Genomic DNA, 17,017 nt, shown 5'->3' with positions numbered 1-17,017 from the left:
ACCTAGAACTACCTTGATGACCCTTCGAACCTTCTGGAGGATACCTCAAAGGGGCTCAGCAAGGGGTAAAACCACTTATTGTTGGGTAGTGTTCAATTAAGCATATCACAAAGCCCTACTAAACAATCGATTACAAAGTAAAATTTGTGGTAAAACCATAACAATTATATAAATATCTATAAGCAAAGTAATTCTGCTTGTGTTATATTTACCTCATTATAAAATTTAAACACACATAACTCATTAAAATCTAAAGTCATAACATGCGAAGTAATGTAAAACTCTATATCGATGGGTATAGTATTCCTGTGCTGTCGTATACAGAAGTAGTACAACAACAAACCGATTGGAATGGTTTGCCTGCTACTGCACCACAAGGAGGATTCTACCAAATAGTAGTACCCGATATAGGCAGATGGACCTACCTGTTTGATAAGTGGGCATTAGCCCCCAATATGAGAAAAGGATGTACAATAGAAGAAAAATCCTTTGAGGGAAATAAGATGTTTAAAACACTAGAGTTTCAAGGGGCTTTTTGTGTAGGGCTAAAAAATATAGGATATACTATAGATGGGCCTGTCTATATTCTGCTAATCTCTACCCCCGTTGTAATACGCAATGGCGAACAAGTACTCTCTAAATGGTGGCGAGAAAATGACGCTACCTCTACAAACCAACCTATAGCCCAAGAGGAGGAGGAAGAACTTATAAAAAAATGGAAAACCGTCTTTAAACCCAACAAAGACAAACTTAACAAAGGAGTTTATGGTTGGGATGAGTGGAGCAAATCACTAGAACGCAACTGTACCTCAGACAAAACCAACTACCACAATGCCTATACCCGTATCGAGGTAGATAGTGAGGATTATGCTGTACCTATTCTTAGTATGAGAAAAGACCAGACCATTACCCTGCAACTAGATCATACCACCCGTAGTAGAAACGAATACAGCACTGTGCAGATAGAACCCCATCCTGATTTTGATATACACCCTACCGATATTATAGATGCCAAAGAGGTAACCATACGTTGCCTCAATAATGCTACTGATCTCTCACAGATCAAGATTACCGCAGATAACAACCCCGCAGGCATGCTAGAGATATATCACCCTAAACCCAAATCTATACAACTAAGATGGGTGTTTGTGGAGATTGAGGGAGAAAAAGAAGATACAAAAGCATTGCAAAGAAAAATCACAAAACAAAAACTAGAAAATTATCTAAAAAAAGCCCTAATCCCTGCCTTAATTGACTTAGATATTGTTAATAAGGAAGCAGATATACTGGATATCCATAAACTAAGAGCATTGACTGCCAAAAGTAAGCTAGATCAAAAAGGAAACTATATCAAGCAATCTCTAGCTGAGTTTGATACCACATTTCAAGAAGATGACCGTATCAAATTTACTGAGGCTGATAAAATTACATTTCTTAGAGAACTTCATCATCTCTATAAAGCCGATACCATAGGCATCACTAATGTTGCGAATGAGATTATTCTATTTCTTACCAACCTAAAGTGTAGAACCCCTAATGATAATGATGCTTATGATTATTCTAATGGAATCAGTTTAACAGCAAGTGGAGTCTCTGCCATGTTTATAAAAAACGAAAAGATACAATCTGCTGTAGAAATCCCTCATGAGGTCTTGCATGCTATAGGACTACCACATACCTTTATAGAAAAAGATAAAAAGGGCAAAACAATAAATAGGGGGCAAAAACATACCTTTACAAAAAAGAGTACCAAAAACTATATGGATTATAGTAGCATCAAAAAACAAACCCATTATTATCAATGGGAAAAACTACGTAATAGTAAATACGCTAACTAATGAAAACATATTGTATTACAATTATAACCACCTGTATATTATGTATTACTGCCTGTAATAGTACCAAACAGTTTACTACCAATGACAATTTTTGTAAGGAGAATGATCCCATATTTATTATTACTAAAGATGAAATGCGATTAGACATAGAAAAATATTATAATAATGAGACGAAGAGTGAGGGCACAATAATAATAAAAGATAACGCAACTTTTAATCAAGAATATTTTAAATGGAAAGATGGAGAAGTAACAAACAAACAAATAAACAAACAAACAAACATAGGTAAGTGGATAGATTATCACCCTAATGGTACTATAAAATCCATTTCTTTTATTTATTTAAAAGGAGATGTAAAGATCAATAAAAGAACCTATTACGATAGTATCGGTAATATCACCAAAGTTATTGACTATAGGCAAGCAGACAAATACCCTATTTGTTATAAAGAAGCTCTAAAGATTACAGAAGGATTAAAAAGAAAGAGGGATTCTATATTTGCTATTACCAGAGATAGTTTGGTAACTGATGCAAAAAAGACTTATGTATGGAAAGTCTTTATAGATGAGCCACAAGACCCAGAGGTTACACAACATGCCAAATCATGGTGCTATGTGATCAGTGCACAAACTGGTAAACTAATAAAAAAAATAAAGGTTACTGCAAACCCTGGGTAACAAACCCAAACTCATGATCGATTAGGATAAATATCTCATTTCAATCATCTCTACAAAGGTTTTTATGTTTATCCTTTAACCGTTAATCATTTTACCATAAGCACACCTATATTCAGTATTCGATATTTTTATTATATATTTCTGGTATACAATTGCATTGACATATAATATAAAAATCAGCTCCTTAAAGTTTTCTAAAAAATAGAATCTTTTAAATGTCGTATAGTAGAAAATATTGATTAATTAGTATCTTTATCAAATGAGATTAAAAGTTAGAAATACTACCATTTCAATTATTTTTCTTTCTACTTTTCTATTCTTAAGGATAGTTAATCTACATGCCTTTTCACACTTTTCTGAAGAAGATGAGACACCACATTGTGAGTTGTGTGAAATTATCGCAGCATCCCAACAAGACATTCCTTTTTTTGATCAAGCATTTGTTCTACCTGAACAAAAACCAACGATGGTTTTACAAAAAAAAGAAAGACTTTGTGAGTATGACACATCTCACTATTGTATAACGCTCCCAAGAAATATTTACAACAAACCCCCTCCCGTATCACTAGGGTAACTGTCTTTTATAGAAATAGTGTCTTTACTTATAATATAATTTTATTCATTTTGAAACTCCTATATATTAAGTTATAAACACACCTGCTATTATTACTCAATAGTCATCTAATTCTGTAAGCATATCAAGGGATTTTCTATCTTCTTAACAAGGCTTTTACACAATCATATAGCATAAAAAAGTAGGATTACAAATTGTGATAACTATCAACAATTTGAGTCAAGGTGTACATAAATTTTTAAGTATATAAGGAACAAAGATTTCTAATACCCAAAACCTGACAACAAACGTATTTCTGGTAGCTAATCAATATCCTCTTTCTGATGTAATATGATTGTATTAATTACTATAATCAACAAAATGTACAGGCTTATCAATTGTCATAGGGGTTGATATCTCTTTTTATTCTCCTTAATACATTGCCAAAAAGCCTCTATGAATTTATAATTACTAAAATTATTAAGAACATTAAATATTAAATACTAAAATTAAATTATCATGATTACAAAACAAGAAGTAGAAAACGCTCAGAAAATCTGGGGAGAAGGAGTAGTAAATATTGGAGCATTAGCATCTGAAAGGGAAAAATGTGAATCTTTTACTCAAAATTTTGTAACCCAACTTTATGATTTTGATACTAAAGAAGTACTATTTAAACCTACCAAAACAGCCATACAGCAATTTAGAATTACCAAAGAAGGGGCCATCTCTTATTTTATTGGAGGCAATACCAATTATAGCGAAGATAACGGATTTGCACTTCAACCATGGATCAAGGTTAGGTTTGAGAATGTTTCTTTAATTCTAGAAGAGAATCGTGCTTTGGCAATGGGGAATTACTTTTTTACTGATACAAAAGGAGGAGAAACAAAAGTAGAATATACTTTTGGGTATTCTAAAGATAAGAGTGGAAACCTTAACATCGATCTGCATCATTCATCCTTACCTTTTAACTTAGGAAAAAACGCATGAATTTTAAAAAATTGACATCAAGAAACTGCTTGTTTCTGATCTGCCCTTCGGACCATATGGAAAGTATTCTGAACCAATCTTTTAATTGTAGAGCATTTTTTTATATGGCCCTAGGGGCCAATTTTAACTGGGATGTAAAAACCCAAGAAAACCTTATTAATTTTATCAAAGATCAGGAAATCGAAGAAGTAATATTTATAGTCAAGGTAACAAACTTATTTTACAAAAAAACTTTAAAATTTACTGATCGTAAAATTTCTTTTCCACTCGAGAAAGCCTTAATAAAACCAGAATATGGCATATCTAGCCATTATAAAAATCAGAAAAATACTGTTTCAAAATTAATAAGTCTAGCATCTTACCATCTTCAAAAACAGAAAAAACATTTACTTAGTACCTTTCTTCTGGGTAAGGTCCTACGAAAAAATGACATTACTGTTAAAGGTTTTGTATATGACCCTGACTATAAAACATTTTACACACCATTGGTAGTAGAACAAAAAAAAATAATTTATGGTAAACTACCACTAAATTGATATCAACACTTAGAATACCTTTTGGAACATTGAATCCAAAAAATTATAGTTCCTAAAAAAAAGAGCACTACAGTAAACTTACCAAAAAGGCAACCTGAATCCTAGCTATAAACTTAAATATGTCTATTGAACTCACTTCAAAAAACAAACTTTAATATGATTTAAATCATAAAACTACTTTCTTTTATTCTCTAATTTTGAATCATTATAAATAATGTTTTAGACATATCAAGCATTAAAGATTTTAGTATGAGAAATAAAACAATTGACACTAGACAAGGCCATTGGATACTAGCTAAAATGGGGAAAAAAGTACTTCGGCCAGGAGGGAAAAAACTAACCTTAAAATTGATTGACACCCTTACAATAAATTCTAGTGATAACATTGTAGAATTTGCTCCAGGCTTAGGTTTTACAGCTTCTATAGCCTTAAAAAATAACCCAAAGACCTATACAGGAATAGAATTGAATGAGGAAGCAACTTCTATTTTGAGAAAGAGTATTAACGGTGTAGGAAGAAAAATAATTGTAGGAAATGCCAGTGATTCTACATTAGCAAATGAGTCTTCAGACAAAGTATATGGTGAAGCCATGTTAACTATGCAATCAGATCATAGAAAATCTGAGATCATTAGAGAAGCCTACCGAATTTTGAAAAAAGGAGGTTTATATGGGATTCATGAGTTAGGCTTATCTCCTGATAGTATTAAAGAGGAAACTAAGTCTCAAATTCAAAAAGAATTAGCCAAAGTGATCAAAGTAAATGCAAGACCTCTTACTGCCAAAGAATGGTCAACCTTATTAGAGAAAGAGGGTTTTGCTATAAAAAGTGTAGAAACCAATGCCATGCATTTATTAGAACCCAAAAGAATAATTGATGATGAAGGTTTTTTTAGAACATTAAAAATAATTTTTAACATCCTTACAAATTCATCTGCTCGTAAAAGAATAGTTGCGATGCGAAAAGTATTTAAAAAAAATGAACGCTATTTAAATGCCATCATTATCGTTGCCATAAAAAAATAGTCAAACCTCTGCAACCACATCTACACAAGGGTAATCAAGCATTTTTTCTAGTATTAAAACGATTTATACATTCTGATATCAGTTCTTGACACATCTGTCTTATATCTACTGTTTTTTAATAAAAACAACCTTGGTTATCAGCTTATTTTCTATTTCATAAATTGCGATAACCTCACTGGATTCTGCACCTTTTCTACCAGTCACTTTTTCGTGATCGATTACTTTGTTATCAAATACAATTCGAGTATCTATTATAGCTTTTAATTCTGGTGAACTATCAAAAACATCTTTATATACTGCTTTGAATTTCTCCATACATGTCAGATAAGGAGTAGATTCCTGAAATTTATAAACCTTAATATCATTAGAAAAGTAGGAAACAAATTTATCCAGATTTCCAGCATTGTATGCATCTAACTGTCCTTGTACAATTTGTTTTGTATTCATAATTTAAGTGATTGTTTGAAAAGAAACTAAACCCGTTATTACAAAGCTAATTTAACTTTATAAACTATAAATTAACATTAAGAAAGTTTCTTTTTTCTTTTTCTGTTTTTTCTTTTAACAAACTTAACCCCTAATCCAACTGCTGAAAAACTAAGGATGGTACCACCTAGTAACAATATAATTACAACGATATCCCATAAAGGCCTGTTCCATGCCAGAAAAGAAAAATCGAAACTGTGTAAGCCATGATAAATCCATCGTTGAATCCTGTTTTTGGTCCCGCATTTGTACACAACCTGAGCCGTTTTGGGATTAATATAATATGCTATATCATTTACTGTATATACTCTAAGTACAGGTAGTTCTTTATCGTTATGACGGCTATAATAATAGTTGTCATATTCTTTGAGTAAAACACTCTCTACCACCTTATTTTCTGGTGAGAACAAAGCTATAACCTTTTGGTAAGTATCTATCTCTAAATTAGAATTAGAATTATTTAAACTATACAAAGAGCTGTTATCCCCCATAAATACCTGAGCATACACATTGCCTTGAAAAAGGGTAAAAGAAATCTCTTTAAAATGCTGATTCTTGATTTGATTTTTAAAATTACTCCAATTATCCTCCTCAAAATCACTCAAGGTATATGGGTGCGTTTGCCATAGTAAGGTTTCTTCTTTACTTAATTCTGTACTAGGAGTCCAATTAAAAGGAGTCATACTCATCCACCCACTAAAAATCCAGGTACAGACAAATACTCCAAAAAATAACCCAAAATAATAATGATAGTTATACCATTTGTTTTTAAATCTTTTAAATTTTGCTTTTGGCTTCTTTTTATATCTAACTAAGCCAGTAACCATTCCTGTAATAACCATAATGGTTCCTAGAGCGGCCAACCATTTTATCAATTGTGACCATAGTGTATTATGAATCCTGATATCTCTAAAATAAATCCAATGTGGGATCGCTCCTACCCATGACCAAAATCTTTCTGAATAGGTGTTTATAGCAAGTAATTCTCCTGTAATCGATGAGATATAAACCAAAGTGTTATTCTTATCTTCAAACTCAATTTTATAGATAGGCATATGCTGTAAATACTTGGTCCTGGGTATCCACTGATCTAGTTCTGTTAGTTTCTGGATCGTAGCATTATTTGTTGTTTGTATGTTTTGTGCTGCTATTTTTTGTACTAGCTCTTTGTTTAAAACTATCTTTTTCCCATTATCTGCATATCTAGAAATAAGTTTGCCTTGGCTTGTAATCAAATGAAAAACAGGTCGATTAACAACATGATTCATTCTAAGTTGAAATATTTCACTAATACTATCTTTTTCAAAAACAGTTTTAGGAGATAATAACTCTTTATTTGATCCCCCAGATAGCATCTCTATTCTTTCTGCCTGACTCAGATAAGGGAATCCTTGATACATCATCACAAATCCCGATAAAAACCACAGTAAGAAAAGCCCACAAAAAAAGGTACCCAACCAGTGATGTAAAGAAATAATTTTTTTCATATATCTAAATAAATTGAAAATTATACAGCCTCATATTTTATAGATATAAAGGAGAATGTCTCATGATATTTAGCACGAGAGCATTCTCCTTATGAGATATATTTAAAACTTATACGACAGACTTACTTTATAATTCCTGCCTTGACCAGGAAAAAATTGATTTGAGTAAATTGCATCTGTAAAATAAAGCTCATCAGCAATATTATTGATATTCAACCCTATTCTTACTTTTTTTGCTTGATAATAAAGGGCTCCATCTATAGTTGTATACGATGGCAACTCATATGTATTGCTAGAATCCGTGTAGTTTTTGTCTACATAATTCATCCCTACTCCTATTCCTAAACCTTGTATAATACCTTTTTGAAACTCATAATTACCCCAGAAATTAGTAGAATTCTCTGGAGCAAAAGGCAATTTATTTCCTGCTGGTACAGTTTGTAAAGCCTCATCATAATCTCTTATTTTAGCATCTACAAAAGCATATCCTAATTTAAAATAAAGCCCAGCTACAGGCTCTGATTCTATATCAAACTCTATACCTCTAGAATCAGCAGAACCTATTTGCTGGTAGTTATCTACACTTGTTCTTTCTACTATATTATTTTTTAACATATAATACGCAGAGATTGTAGCTGCAATTTTATTATTTTTTTGAAATTTGACTCCTAATTCATTTTGAAATCCTGTTTCTGGATCAAATACAGTACCGTCTGGTGTTACTCTTCTTGAAGGTTTAAAATAATTAGAATATGAAGCAAAGATACTTACTACATCTTTGATCGGTTGGTATATCAACCCTGCACGATATGACAATGACGATGATGGTATTTTTGTACGATCTCCAGCAGTAATCAAATCCCTATTATTATCGATCGCATCCCTATAATATGTTCCTGTAAATCTATCATATCGCAGTCCTATTAATCCTTTTAATTTATCAGAAATCTTAATCCAATCCTGCAAATAAAATGCATACACCACTTCTTTTTTTACATCTACCCTAGTATCAACAGCCTCAATATGCCCTTGATTCAAAACAGGGTTTTGAACAGAGATAGTAGTAAAAGTTCCAGGTCCTACTACTTCTCCTCTAAAAGTTCTGCGATCCAAAATACTTACAGAATTCCCTAATAAAGCTTTATGCTCAATCCCCCCTGTTTTGAAAGTATAACTCAAATCCAACTGGTTCTGAAATGTTTTGGTTTGATGATTAAAATAAAAAGGGAAAGCTCTAGTGATAGAATCTTGCCGCTCATTTACTTCTAAAAACTCTGTAGACAGATAATCTATATCATCATCTGAATAGGACAAATGATCAGATAACTTTAAATCTTCACTAAAATGATGTGTATACTTGATTTGATAATCAAAACGTTTGTGTTTTAGGTGGTCTTGCGGGTCATTATATCTGGTTTCTGGATTCATCCCTTCAATTACATTACTGTCTTCATCTACAGGAATACCTGTATCTGTATCATAAACATCACTATTTGTCTGAAAATAAAAAGATAATTCATCTTTTGTAGAGGGGGTAAAGTCTAACATTAGAGATCCATTGTTGGTAGCTACACCATAATCTCTCCATCCACTAGTACGTGTCATCCCTAAATCTACTCTATATCGCAATTTATCAGAAATCGGACCTCCGACACCTCCTTCGATATTATAGGTATCAAAACTTCCATAGGTACTTTTGAAATTGGCTTTTTGAGTATAACTAGGTTTTTTACGAACAATATTTATAATCCCTCCCAATGCCGAATGACCATACAATACTCCTGCTGGCCCTTTTAGAACTTCTATTCGCTCTACATTGGATAAGTTTGTTGAAGGGGCACTGGTAGATAGGTTGTGTCTCTCATCTCTGACTCCATCAACCAACAATACAAAATTATTAAATCCTCGAATTCTGAATGTTTGAAAACCTCCATACCTGTTTATTGGGCGTACTCCTGTTGCACTCTTTACAGCATCTCCTAAATCAGAAACATTACGTTGCTCCATAACCTTTGCATTAACACTATAGGCAGTTACAGGAATATCTATACCTTGAACCCCTAACTTATTAACGTTTAATATTTCTTTTCCTATTTTATTAGGATCGCTATCGATGAGTACCTCATCTAATCCATTAATATTTTTTGTGAGGGTAACTTCTAACATGTGTGTTGCTCGAGATAAGCTAATATGTTTACTATTCTTTTGATAGCCCATTGCTGAAAAAAGTATCTCATATGCCCCTTTCTCTAATGAGATTGAATAGGTTCCTTCTTGATTGGTTGTTGTTCCTAAATTTGTTTCTTGTACACTGATAGATACATTAGGGATTCCTTTTCCTGTAATTTGATCTTTAACAGTTCCTGTAATTGTAATGCTTGATTGCGCATAGGCAGTAATAGCCAATAGTAATAAGGCACTGCATAATACTAATTTTTTCATTTTAAAAAATTGAGATTAAGCAGGGAAAATTGTAGAAATAAATAAAGACTCCCCCTTTGTTGAAGGTGGCTATTATTATTCTTACTCTTTACCCGAGAGTTAATAATGATTAATAATTTATGGCAGGTCTCCTGACTTGGCTCGGTATGTGTCTCCTTCCCATAGCCTTGCTACAGTGGTTTTATGACACTCCTTTTTATGAGTCTTACAGTTGCGGGAACAGTTTTGGATTTTCACCAAATTCCCTTTTAATTTTTACCAGAGGTAAAAAACCATGAATCGGGCGCGAAGATAGTTTTTATTTTATAGTACACACAATTAGAAATGATATAACTATATATTACAAGAAACTAACGGCTAATTATTAAATCCGATTTATACATTGAAAAATCTATAAAATCATTTTTATAGCTATAGGAGAACAGCTATAACTTGTATTTTTTTTGAATTTCTGTAGGAAGATAAAGTATCATCTTTTCTTCTTCTTCTTCATAATAACCAAAACACTTATATCTGTTTGGCAATTCATATAAAGCATACATTCCATATCCTTCGAGTATTTCTATTTTTGAAAATATTATTGGAGTAACATGAGTAGTAATATGTTTCTCTTCATAATCAGCATCCTCTTTTCTACCATATGATATCATACCATATAAACCATCATTTTTGATTAAGGTATGACTGGTATACTCCCCTTTTACTGTATACAAAGAATCATACGTTTTTTTTGTAATTTTCTCTTCATATACCAAATCAAACAGACCTTCCTTATTCCCTTCTTTATACACAGAAATCAATGCCATACGCTCTGATGGAATATTTTGTGAGTATAATAATCGATCAGGAACTATAGTAGATGCTATTTGTTTTTTATAAATGATTCTTGCTCTAACGTCTTTTATTTCGTATTTCTTATCACCTAATGCGTGTAATTTATATGGAGTATTTTTATAATCCCCAAAACCAATATAACTAAAAGAGTTGTCTGATACAAAATAATCTGTTTTTACAGCGCCATTCATATCAAACAATAAAAATTTATCTCCAGAAAACCGAGCGATGATATGTTTTTTCCCATCAAATAATTGGGATTCTATTTTTTTATACGAATCCCAGGGTATAAGAACAGCTCCATCTTTATTTATAACACTCTTTTTACCATTAAGTTCTACTATATATAAAAAATCAGAAAGCGTATAATCTGATTTCAACATATCATATGTAGGAGCTACAACACAAGTATGAGTATTCAGGTTATAAACACCGTACTTTTTGCCTTTCTTAATTCGTAATAATGGATATCGTAATACTGAGTAATCATCATATCCGTTAAGGATTGTTTTTTTATATGCATCTACCAAAAAAACAGTGTCTTTGATCACTACTTTAAAAATATCATTCCCTTGGGGTGATCCCATATATTTAGGTATATTATCATAACTAGGCTGTGTTAGTATCTTACCATTTTTTGCAACCAGCCCCCAACTTGTCCCATTATAATAGGGTACTTGTCCCCAAACGGTACAACATAATAAAAGTAAACTGGTCGCAAAAAACTGTTGTATCATTACAATTACTGAATTTTATATTTAGCTTTAATAGATTTTGGTAAATAGATCGTTTTCTTATCCTCTACTACCATATATCCTCTTACATTTTTTGGTAAGCTTATGATAAAAGTTTTATATAACTCTTTAGATTTTTCTATTTGTAAAAACAGAGGTTGAGTTATGGTGCGTTGCTCTATCTCACCATCATAATTTTTATACAGATATTCCAATCCAACATATTTTCCTTTTTTTCCTAAGAAATAAGATCCATCTTTTATTCTATCTAACTGATCATACTTTGCATCAACCACTATCTTTTTACTCAATATACTGTAGATACCAATTTTCTTTTTGTAAGAGATATATGCAAAATCAGATTCTAAGTTTTTCTTAGGGTTTAATAATGATTCTATTTTATATCCTTTCGGCAGGTCAATCGTATTACTTTGTTTACAAGACTTGATTTGGTATACGCCTTCTTCTGTAGTAATCAACTCATCCTTGTGTTTACATCTAAGACCACCACTAGACATATAATCTTCCTCTTCAACCATTTCTATAATTGTATCTTCAAAACTATCATCATTACTATCAACTACAGGTTTAGGCATTTTTTTTCCATCCATATACATGTATGTTGCATCATAATTATTATCATTCAGCTGGATTACATCGATTTCTTTACCGTCTTTTTGCATTTCTTCTATATAAATGCTTTTCCATTTTTTATCAGGAGTTACAATGGTTTTATATGCTGTATTTATAAGTCCTTTTGCTTTTTCAGCATCTTCTACTACAAAGAACAAGTTATCTTGCGAATCATATCTGTCTAATATTTCCTTATACACAGTAGGTATTACTTCTTTCTTTTTATCTAGATCATATATTCCTACTTTTTCTCCCTTACTACATAATACCACATTTTTGTTTAATTTATATCCAGAAAAACTATTGTAATCCTCATATCCTGTAACTAATACATTTCCTTTTTCATCTATTAGAGAAACAATATTTTTATTAAAACTTTTATATAATTTCTTTTTTTTAGTAATCTGAACAAAAATTGGGCTAATACTATCTGTATCTAAAATAGTAATCTCTAAGTCTGCTCCATCAGACAATCCCCAATTAGTCCCATCGTAAAAAGGAAACAATTGTTCTTTTTGAGAAAATAAGTTTTGGCAATTAATTACAAAAACAAATAAGATAATGTATCGCATAATCTAGAATTTTAAATCATTGTATATTCGTCAAAAATAGTATTATTTGATTATTTATTAGGGAAAAGTGCTTTATTGTTCTTTAAAAAACCTCTTGATAATTCTAATAGAATTCAAAAAAAAAAATAAAATCATTACTTTTTCATTCTTTTTCACCACATAAATCCTTAAAATTGCAGATAAAACACGCACAGTAATAAAGAATTTCTCTATTTAATTACTTCTTTTATAAATTTTATAAAGAAATCTTTATTTTTTTTTGTCTATTAGAAAAATTAAATTATTTTAATAGTAGTCACTAATTTTTGTTTAATTGCGCTTAAAAAGCAATAAGCGATTATATCTTTAATAAAAAGGTAAGTTATGGAATTAATAGAAAAAGCATTGGAGTTCGAAAATAGAAAAATGAATAATATGAGTACTAGTGATAGAGTTTCAGCCTCTAGAGAAGCTAAGGCACTTATATTAAGCATTAATAAAATCTATAAAGAAACTAAAGATCCAGACCTTATGGATCTTATGAAACGTATTACAGAAAAGAAAAAGAAAATCGAAAAGAGATTAAAAGGAATGCCCGATAAGGTATAACTATATTTATGCATCATATTAATCTGTATTGAATAAGTTCAATACAGATTAATATTGCTTAATATCTTGTATGCTAGAATACTTTGTTTCTCTAATTAGAGAAATACTAGTATTGTTTAATCTAAGTATACCAGTTTATAATTTTCCATCTTTTAAGTAACTAGGAGATATCCCGTATTTCTTTTTAAAAGCTGTAGAGAAATGCTGAGGGTTCTTATATCCTAAATAATCAGAAACCTCATTTACCAACATTTTCTGTATTAATAGTAAATCCTTGGCTTTACGCATTTTTATATTTTGGATGTAGCCAAATACGGTTGTCCCAAATACTTTTTTAAAACCTTTTTTAAGACTACATTCATTGGTTCCTATCTGTTTTGCTAAATCTGATAATGTCAAAGGGTCTTTCAATCTTTTCTCTATCAAATCTCTAGCTTGATTCATTAATTTTAAATTTACAAATACAGATAAATCAACCTGCTCCATACAATCTTGAATTTGTTTCATTTGTAGCATCAATAACTTTAGGACTCTAGATTCTAAAAACATTTTTCTATAATGCCCTTTTCTTTGACAATTGATGACCTCCTCTATAATAGCATGCATCTCTGCAGTAATAGGATAATTACAATCTCCTACAAAGCAAGAAATATCTTTCTGCATTTGTTTTCTAAAACCATCAAATAAATCACAATCTGGAGCATACTTCTCAAAAAACACAGGTTTTAGGCTTACTTCTAATATTTGACATCTCTCTGAGCATAATGAAGGTATCTCATTACTATTTGCATAAAATATATTATGCTCATTACAATAAAACAAATAACTATCTTCTAGGTTTCTTTCTTGTTTTTTTGATTCACCATCTATTACAAAGTACATTTTGACAACTTTGCAGGGTAAACTTCTTTTTTTACTCAAACAAGTACCATAACACACCTTAAAATCCTCTAACAAGACTTCTTTATAACACTCATCAACAATCGATTTGCAGTCAGAAGAGGAAGTAAACTCTTTAATACCTGCATTATCTTTTACATAATTAACGGTATCAAAATTCAGACAAATTTCTTTCATATTTTTAAGTCAATCTTATCAAAATTATAATTATTCCTTTTTGCGTATATAAAATTTCGCTTTGCGTAACTCTACGCATTGGCTAACTATCTACCTTTACTTGTCAATATTACAATATTTATTTAGACTAAATAAATATTAATAATATTTAAATATTAATTCATTGTATGAACCATAAGACTTATTCAACATTTTTCATTTTTTATTTTATTTTTTTTTATTGCCATTGTCAAAACAGCATAACTGGAACTGTCTTAACTGAGAACGGAGTACCCATTCAAAACGCTTCTGTATATCTAGAAAATACTAATATAGGAAGCTCTACTAATAAAGAAGGAACCTATCACATATCAAATGTTCCTGTAGGTGATTACACCTTAAACGCTTCTCTTATAGGATATAGTATTCAAAAAAAGAAAATATCTATATCCAATACTCCTTTGGTTATTCCTTTTATTCTTTCTCAGGAACAGAATGAGCTAAATGAAGTGGTCGTATCTTCTAAGAGTTCTTCTCAAAAACTAAAAGAGACTGCTTATAAACCAGAGGTTGTATCCTTGCAAAAAATGCAAATTACATCTACCTCTACCATAGATATTGTAGGGCAATTATCTGGGGTAAGAATTAGAAAACAAGGAGGAGTTGGTAGCGAATCAACCATTATGCTTAATGGAATTTCTGGAAAAGGAATACGAACATTTGTAGATGGTATCCCTATAGATTTATTAGGTAGTGGATTTAGTTTAAACAATATTTCTTCTAACATAATCAAGCAAGTCGAGGTATACAAAGGACTGGTTCCTGTAAAATTTGGTACCGATGCACTAGGGGGCGTTATAAACATTGAAACTCAAAACAGGTATAAGAATTATATAGATGCTTTTTATACTATAGGATCTTGGAATACGCACCAAGCTGGAATAGGAATAAAAAGGTATTTAGACAAAAACAAAAAACAGTTCTTTCAGGTAGATGGTTTTTTTAATCATTCTGATAATGACTACTGGATGCATGATGTAGATATTGTCGTAGATGAACTATTAAACACCGAAAAAGGAAAAGCAAAAAGGTTTAATGATAAATACACCTCTTTTCTGGGTAGAGCTCAATACGGATTTCAGAACGTTTCTTGGGCAGATGATTTTAGAGTAATACTCAGTTTATCTGATATTACTAAAGAGTGGCAACATGGTATCAGAGCCGTTTCGCCATGGGGAGAAGTTCATGGTGGCAACAGAGATTTTAATAGCATCATCTCATGGAAAAAAAGATATAACAACAACCTCAAAATTTCTGGTCTCCTAGGGTACAACCTACTCAAATGGGAGATTATTGATATTGCACCAAAAAATTACTTTTGGGATGGTACTTATACCGATAAGCCTACCAAGGGAGAAAGCGGATTTGATATAGAAGGACGAACTCCAAAAATAAATACAGAAAGTTTCTTTGGGAGAATAAATGTCAATTATAAATTAAATGATAATCATTCTGTTGACTTTACCAATCTCACTTCTTATAGAGAAATAAAAGGTCACGATAAAGCAGGAGCAGCAACTTACAAAGAAGATTTCTATACCAACCCTCAAAATTTCACAAAAAGCTTTTTTGGATTGTCTGTAGAAAGTAAAGCATTCAACAAAAAGCTCACCAATATTTTCTCTCTAAAGTATCACTATATGAAAAGTCATATAGCTAATTTGAAAGAAGATAATACGTTTACAAATTACATCGACAATCAATATAACTTATTAGGGTATGGTGATGTTTTAAAATTTTCTTTCTCCCCTAATATATCAACTCATCTTGGATATGAATACACACTCAGACTACCTGATAGTGATGAATTATTTGGTGATGGGATAACGGTTTCTCCTAACCCGAATTTAAACCCAGAGAAAAGCCATAATATCAATCTAGGATTAGAATATAAAGCACTACAAAACAAGCTTATAATAGCAACAACTGGTTTTTATAGAGATACCAAAGATCAAATGTTTCTAAACGCTGTTACAAGAGGTGTTTCTATATACGATAACCTATTACATACAGAAGCAAAAGGAGTTGAAGGAACAATAACTGCAATTCCAATAAAAAATTTAACATTGTTTTTTAATGCCACATGGCAGGATATCACCTTAAAAGATACCGATAAATACGGTAATATAGAAGCCCGACATATCGGTTCCAAAATACCTAACATCCCATATCTATTTGCCAATACAGGAACAACCTACAACATTCCTAATGTAGGCATCGATAATAGCCGAATAGAACTAAGTTACAACAATAATTATGTTCATGAATTTTTCCTTGCTTGGGAAGAAGACGGTATTGCAGCATCCAAAGCAAAAATACCTACACAATTTATACACAATGCTTCTATAGGATATGTTTTTCCTAATGACAAATATAGCATCAATTTAGAATGTAGAAATTTTACAGATCAGCTGGCATACGATAATTATTTAGTACAAAAACCAGGAAGAAGTTTTTTCCTAAAATTAAGAATGTATATCAATTAAAATAAAGTGAAATAAA

At 31.3% G+C, this 17,017-nt stretch carries 14 protein-coding genes and 1 riboswitch; of the genes, 8 read left to right on the top strand and 6 right to left on the bottom strand.

Annotated elements, in window-relative coordinates:
* Nucleotides 1–263 precede the first annotated feature (263 nt).
* The 6 genes from tssD (at nucleotide 264) to CVD18_RS00610 (ending at nucleotide 5,623) form a co-directional block, all read left to right on the top strand.
* Complete coding sequence (gene tssD, locus CVD18_RS22460; RefSeq protein WP_158250359.1) at nucleotides 264–1,838, top strand: type VI secretion system tube protein TssD; 1,575 nt, start codon at nucleotides 264–266, stop codon at nucleotides 1,836–1,838.
* Complete coding sequence (locus tag CVD18_RS00630; RefSeq protein ID WP_103863518.1) at nucleotides 1,838–2,515, top strand: hypothetical protein; 678 nt, start codon at nucleotides 1,838–1,840, stop codon at nucleotides 2,513–2,515. The genes tssD and CVD18_RS00630 overlap by 1 nt, the downstream gene beginning before the upstream one ends.
* A 259-nt stretch (nucleotides 2,516–2,774) precedes the next feature.
* On the top strand, nucleotides 2,775–3,089 hold the full coding sequence (locus CVD18_RS00625; RefSeq protein ID WP_103863517.1) for a hypothetical protein: 315 nt from the start codon (nucleotides 2,775–2,777) through the stop codon (nucleotides 3,087–3,089).
* Nucleotides 3,090–3,587: 498 nt separating this feature from the next.
* The gene (locus CVD18_RS00620) at nucleotides 3,588–4,061 is read left to right on the top strand and encodes a hypothetical protein (RefSeq protein WP_103863516.1); all 474 of its coding nucleotides are present in this window, start codon (nucleotides 3,588–3,590) and stop codon (nucleotides 4,059–4,061) included.
* Nucleotides 4,058–4,597, top strand: a complete 540-nt coding sequence (locus tag CVD18_RS00615) for a hypothetical protein (RefSeq protein ID WP_158250358.1) — start codon at nucleotides 4,058–4,060, stop codon at nucleotides 4,595–4,597. Before CVD18_RS00620 ends, CVD18_RS00615 begins: the two co-directional genes overlap by 4 nt.
* A 249-nt stretch (nucleotides 4,598–4,846) precedes the next feature.
* A complete protein-coding gene (locus CVD18_RS00610; RefSeq protein ID WP_103863514.1) occupies nucleotides 4,847–5,623 on the top strand; it encodes a class I SAM-dependent methyltransferase in 777 nt (258 codons plus the stop codon).
* Nucleotides 5,624–5,728: 105 nt separating this feature from the next.
* Here the strand turns inward: CVD18_RS00610 and CVD18_RS00605 are convergent, their stop codons facing one another.
* From CVD18_RS00605 to CVD18_RS00585, 5 genes are all read right to left on the bottom strand, one after another.
* Nucleotides 5,729–6,070: a nuclear transport factor 2 family protein gene (locus CVD18_RS00605; RefSeq protein WP_103863513.1), complete on the bottom strand. Its 342-nt coding sequence runs from the start codon at nucleotides 6,068–6,070 to the stop codon at nucleotides 5,729–5,731.
* Nucleotides 6,071–6,147: 77 nt separating this feature from the next.
* Nucleotides 6,148–7,596 (bottom strand): PepSY domain-containing protein, encoded by a 1,449-nt coding sequence (locus tag CVD18_RS00600; RefSeq protein WP_103863512.1) that lies wholly within the window; start codon nucleotides 7,594–7,596, stop codon nucleotides 6,148–6,150.
* Nucleotides 7,597–7,698: 102 nt separating this feature from the next.
* The gene (locus tag CVD18_RS00595; RefSeq protein WP_103863511.1) at nucleotides 7,699–10,038 is read right to left on the bottom strand and encodes a TonB-dependent receptor; all 2,340 of its coding nucleotides are present in this window, start codon (nucleotides 10,036–10,038) and stop codon (nucleotides 7,699–7,701) included.
* Between the two features lie 103 nt (nucleotides 10,039–10,141).
* A riboswitch (cobalamin riboswitch) is annotated at nucleotides 10,142–10,330 on the bottom strand.
* Nucleotides 10,331–10,463: 133 nt separating this feature from the next.
* Nucleotides 10,464–11,609: a hypothetical protein gene (locus CVD18_RS00590; RefSeq protein ID WP_103863510.1), complete on the bottom strand. Its 1,146-nt coding sequence runs from the start codon at nucleotides 11,607–11,609 to the stop codon at nucleotides 10,464–10,466.
* Between the two features lie 5 nt (nucleotides 11,610–11,614).
* Nucleotides 11,615–12,811 (bottom strand): hypothetical protein, encoded by a 1,197-nt coding sequence (locus tag CVD18_RS00585; protein ID WP_103863509.1) that lies wholly within the window; start codon nucleotides 12,809–12,811, stop codon nucleotides 11,615–11,617.
* Nucleotides 12,812–13,174: 363 nt separating this feature from the next.
* On the opposite strand from CVD18_RS00585, the gene CVD18_RS00580 reads away from it, so the two are divergent.
* On the top strand, nucleotides 13,175–13,399 hold the full coding sequence (locus CVD18_RS00580) for a hypothetical protein (protein ID WP_103863508.1): 225 nt from the start codon (nucleotides 13,175–13,177) through the stop codon (nucleotides 13,397–13,399).
* Between the two features lie 135 nt (nucleotides 13,400–13,534).
* Here the strand turns inward: CVD18_RS00580 and CVD18_RS00575 are convergent, their stop codons facing one another.
* Nucleotides 13,535–14,476 carry an AraC family transcriptional regulator gene (locus CVD18_RS00575; RefSeq protein WP_103863507.1) on the bottom strand — a complete coding sequence of 314 codons (942 nt, stop codon included), beginning with the start codon at nucleotides 14,474–14,476 and terminating at the stop codon, nucleotides 13,535–13,537.
* A 167-nt stretch (nucleotides 14,477–14,643) separates the two neighbouring features.
* On the opposite strand from CVD18_RS00575, the gene CVD18_RS00570 reads away from it, so the two are divergent.
* Nucleotides 14,644–17,001 carry a TonB-dependent receptor gene (locus CVD18_RS00570; protein ID WP_103863506.1) on the top strand — a complete coding sequence of 786 codons (2,358 nt, stop codon included), beginning with the start codon at nucleotides 14,644–14,646 and terminating at the stop codon, nucleotides 16,999–17,001.
* The last annotated feature ends 16 nt before the right edge of the window (nucleotides 17,002–17,017 follow it).

It is taken from the genome of Aquimarina sp. I32.4 (genome assembly GCF_002924285.1).
Classification (GTDB): Bacteria; Bacteroidota; Bacteroidia; order Flavobacteriales; family Flavobacteriaceae; genus Aquimarina.
The sequence above is the reverse complement of the archived record's forward strand: the minus strand, read 5'-3'. Positions and strand labels throughout refer to the sequence as shown.

Coding starts and splice junctions, on each gene's coding strand:
- CVD18_RS00575 (WP_103863507.1), bottom strand. CDS start 14,476: ATGAAAGAAATTTGTCTGAATTTTGATACCGTTAATTATGTAAAAGAT.
- CVD18_RS00600 (WP_103863512.1), bottom strand. CDS start 7,596: ATGAAAAAAATTATTTCTTTACATCACTGGTTGGGTACCTTTTTTTGT.
- CVD18_RS00570 (WP_103863506.1), top strand. CDS start 14,644: ATGAACCATAAGACTTATTCAACATTTTTCATTTTTTATTTTATTTTT.
- CVD18_RS00625 (WP_103863517.1), top strand. CDS start 2,775: ATGAGATTAAAAGTTAGAAATACTACCATTTCAATTATTTTTCTTTCT.
- CVD18_RS00585 (WP_103863509.1), bottom strand. CDS start 12,811: ATGCGATACATTATCTTATTTGTTTTTGTAATTAATTGCCAAAACTTA.
- CVD18_RS00605 (WP_103863513.1), bottom strand. CDS start 6,070: ATGAATACAAAACAAATTGTACAAGGACAGTTAGATGCATACAATGCT.
- CVD18_RS00630 (WP_103863518.1), top strand. CDS start 1,838: ATGAAAACATATTGTATTACAATTATAACCACCTGTATATTATGTATT.
- CVD18_RS00610 (WP_103863514.1), top strand. CDS start 4,847: ATGAGAAATAAAACAATTGACACTAGACAAGGCCATTGGATACTAGCT.
- CVD18_RS00595 (WP_103863511.1), bottom strand. CDS start 10,038: ATGAAAAAATTAGTATTATGCAGTGCCTTATTACTATTGGCTATTACT.
- CVD18_RS00580 (WP_103863508.1), top strand. CDS start 13,175: ATGGAATTAATAGAAAAAGCATTGGAGTTCGAAAATAGAAAAATGAAT.
- CVD18_RS00615 (WP_158250358.1), top strand. CDS start 4,058: ATGAATTTTAAAAAATTGACATCAAGAAACTGCTTGTTTCTGATCTGC.
- CVD18_RS00590 (WP_103863510.1), bottom strand. CDS start 11,609: ATGATACAACAGTTTTTTGCGACCAGTTTACTTTTATTATGTTGTACC.
- tssD (WP_158250359.1), top strand. CDS start 264: ATGCGAAGTAATGTAAAACTCTATATCGATGGGTATAGTATTCCTGTG.
- CVD18_RS00620 (WP_103863516.1), top strand. CDS start 3,588: ATGATTACAAAACAAGAAGTAGAAAACGCTCAGAAAATCTGGGGAGAA.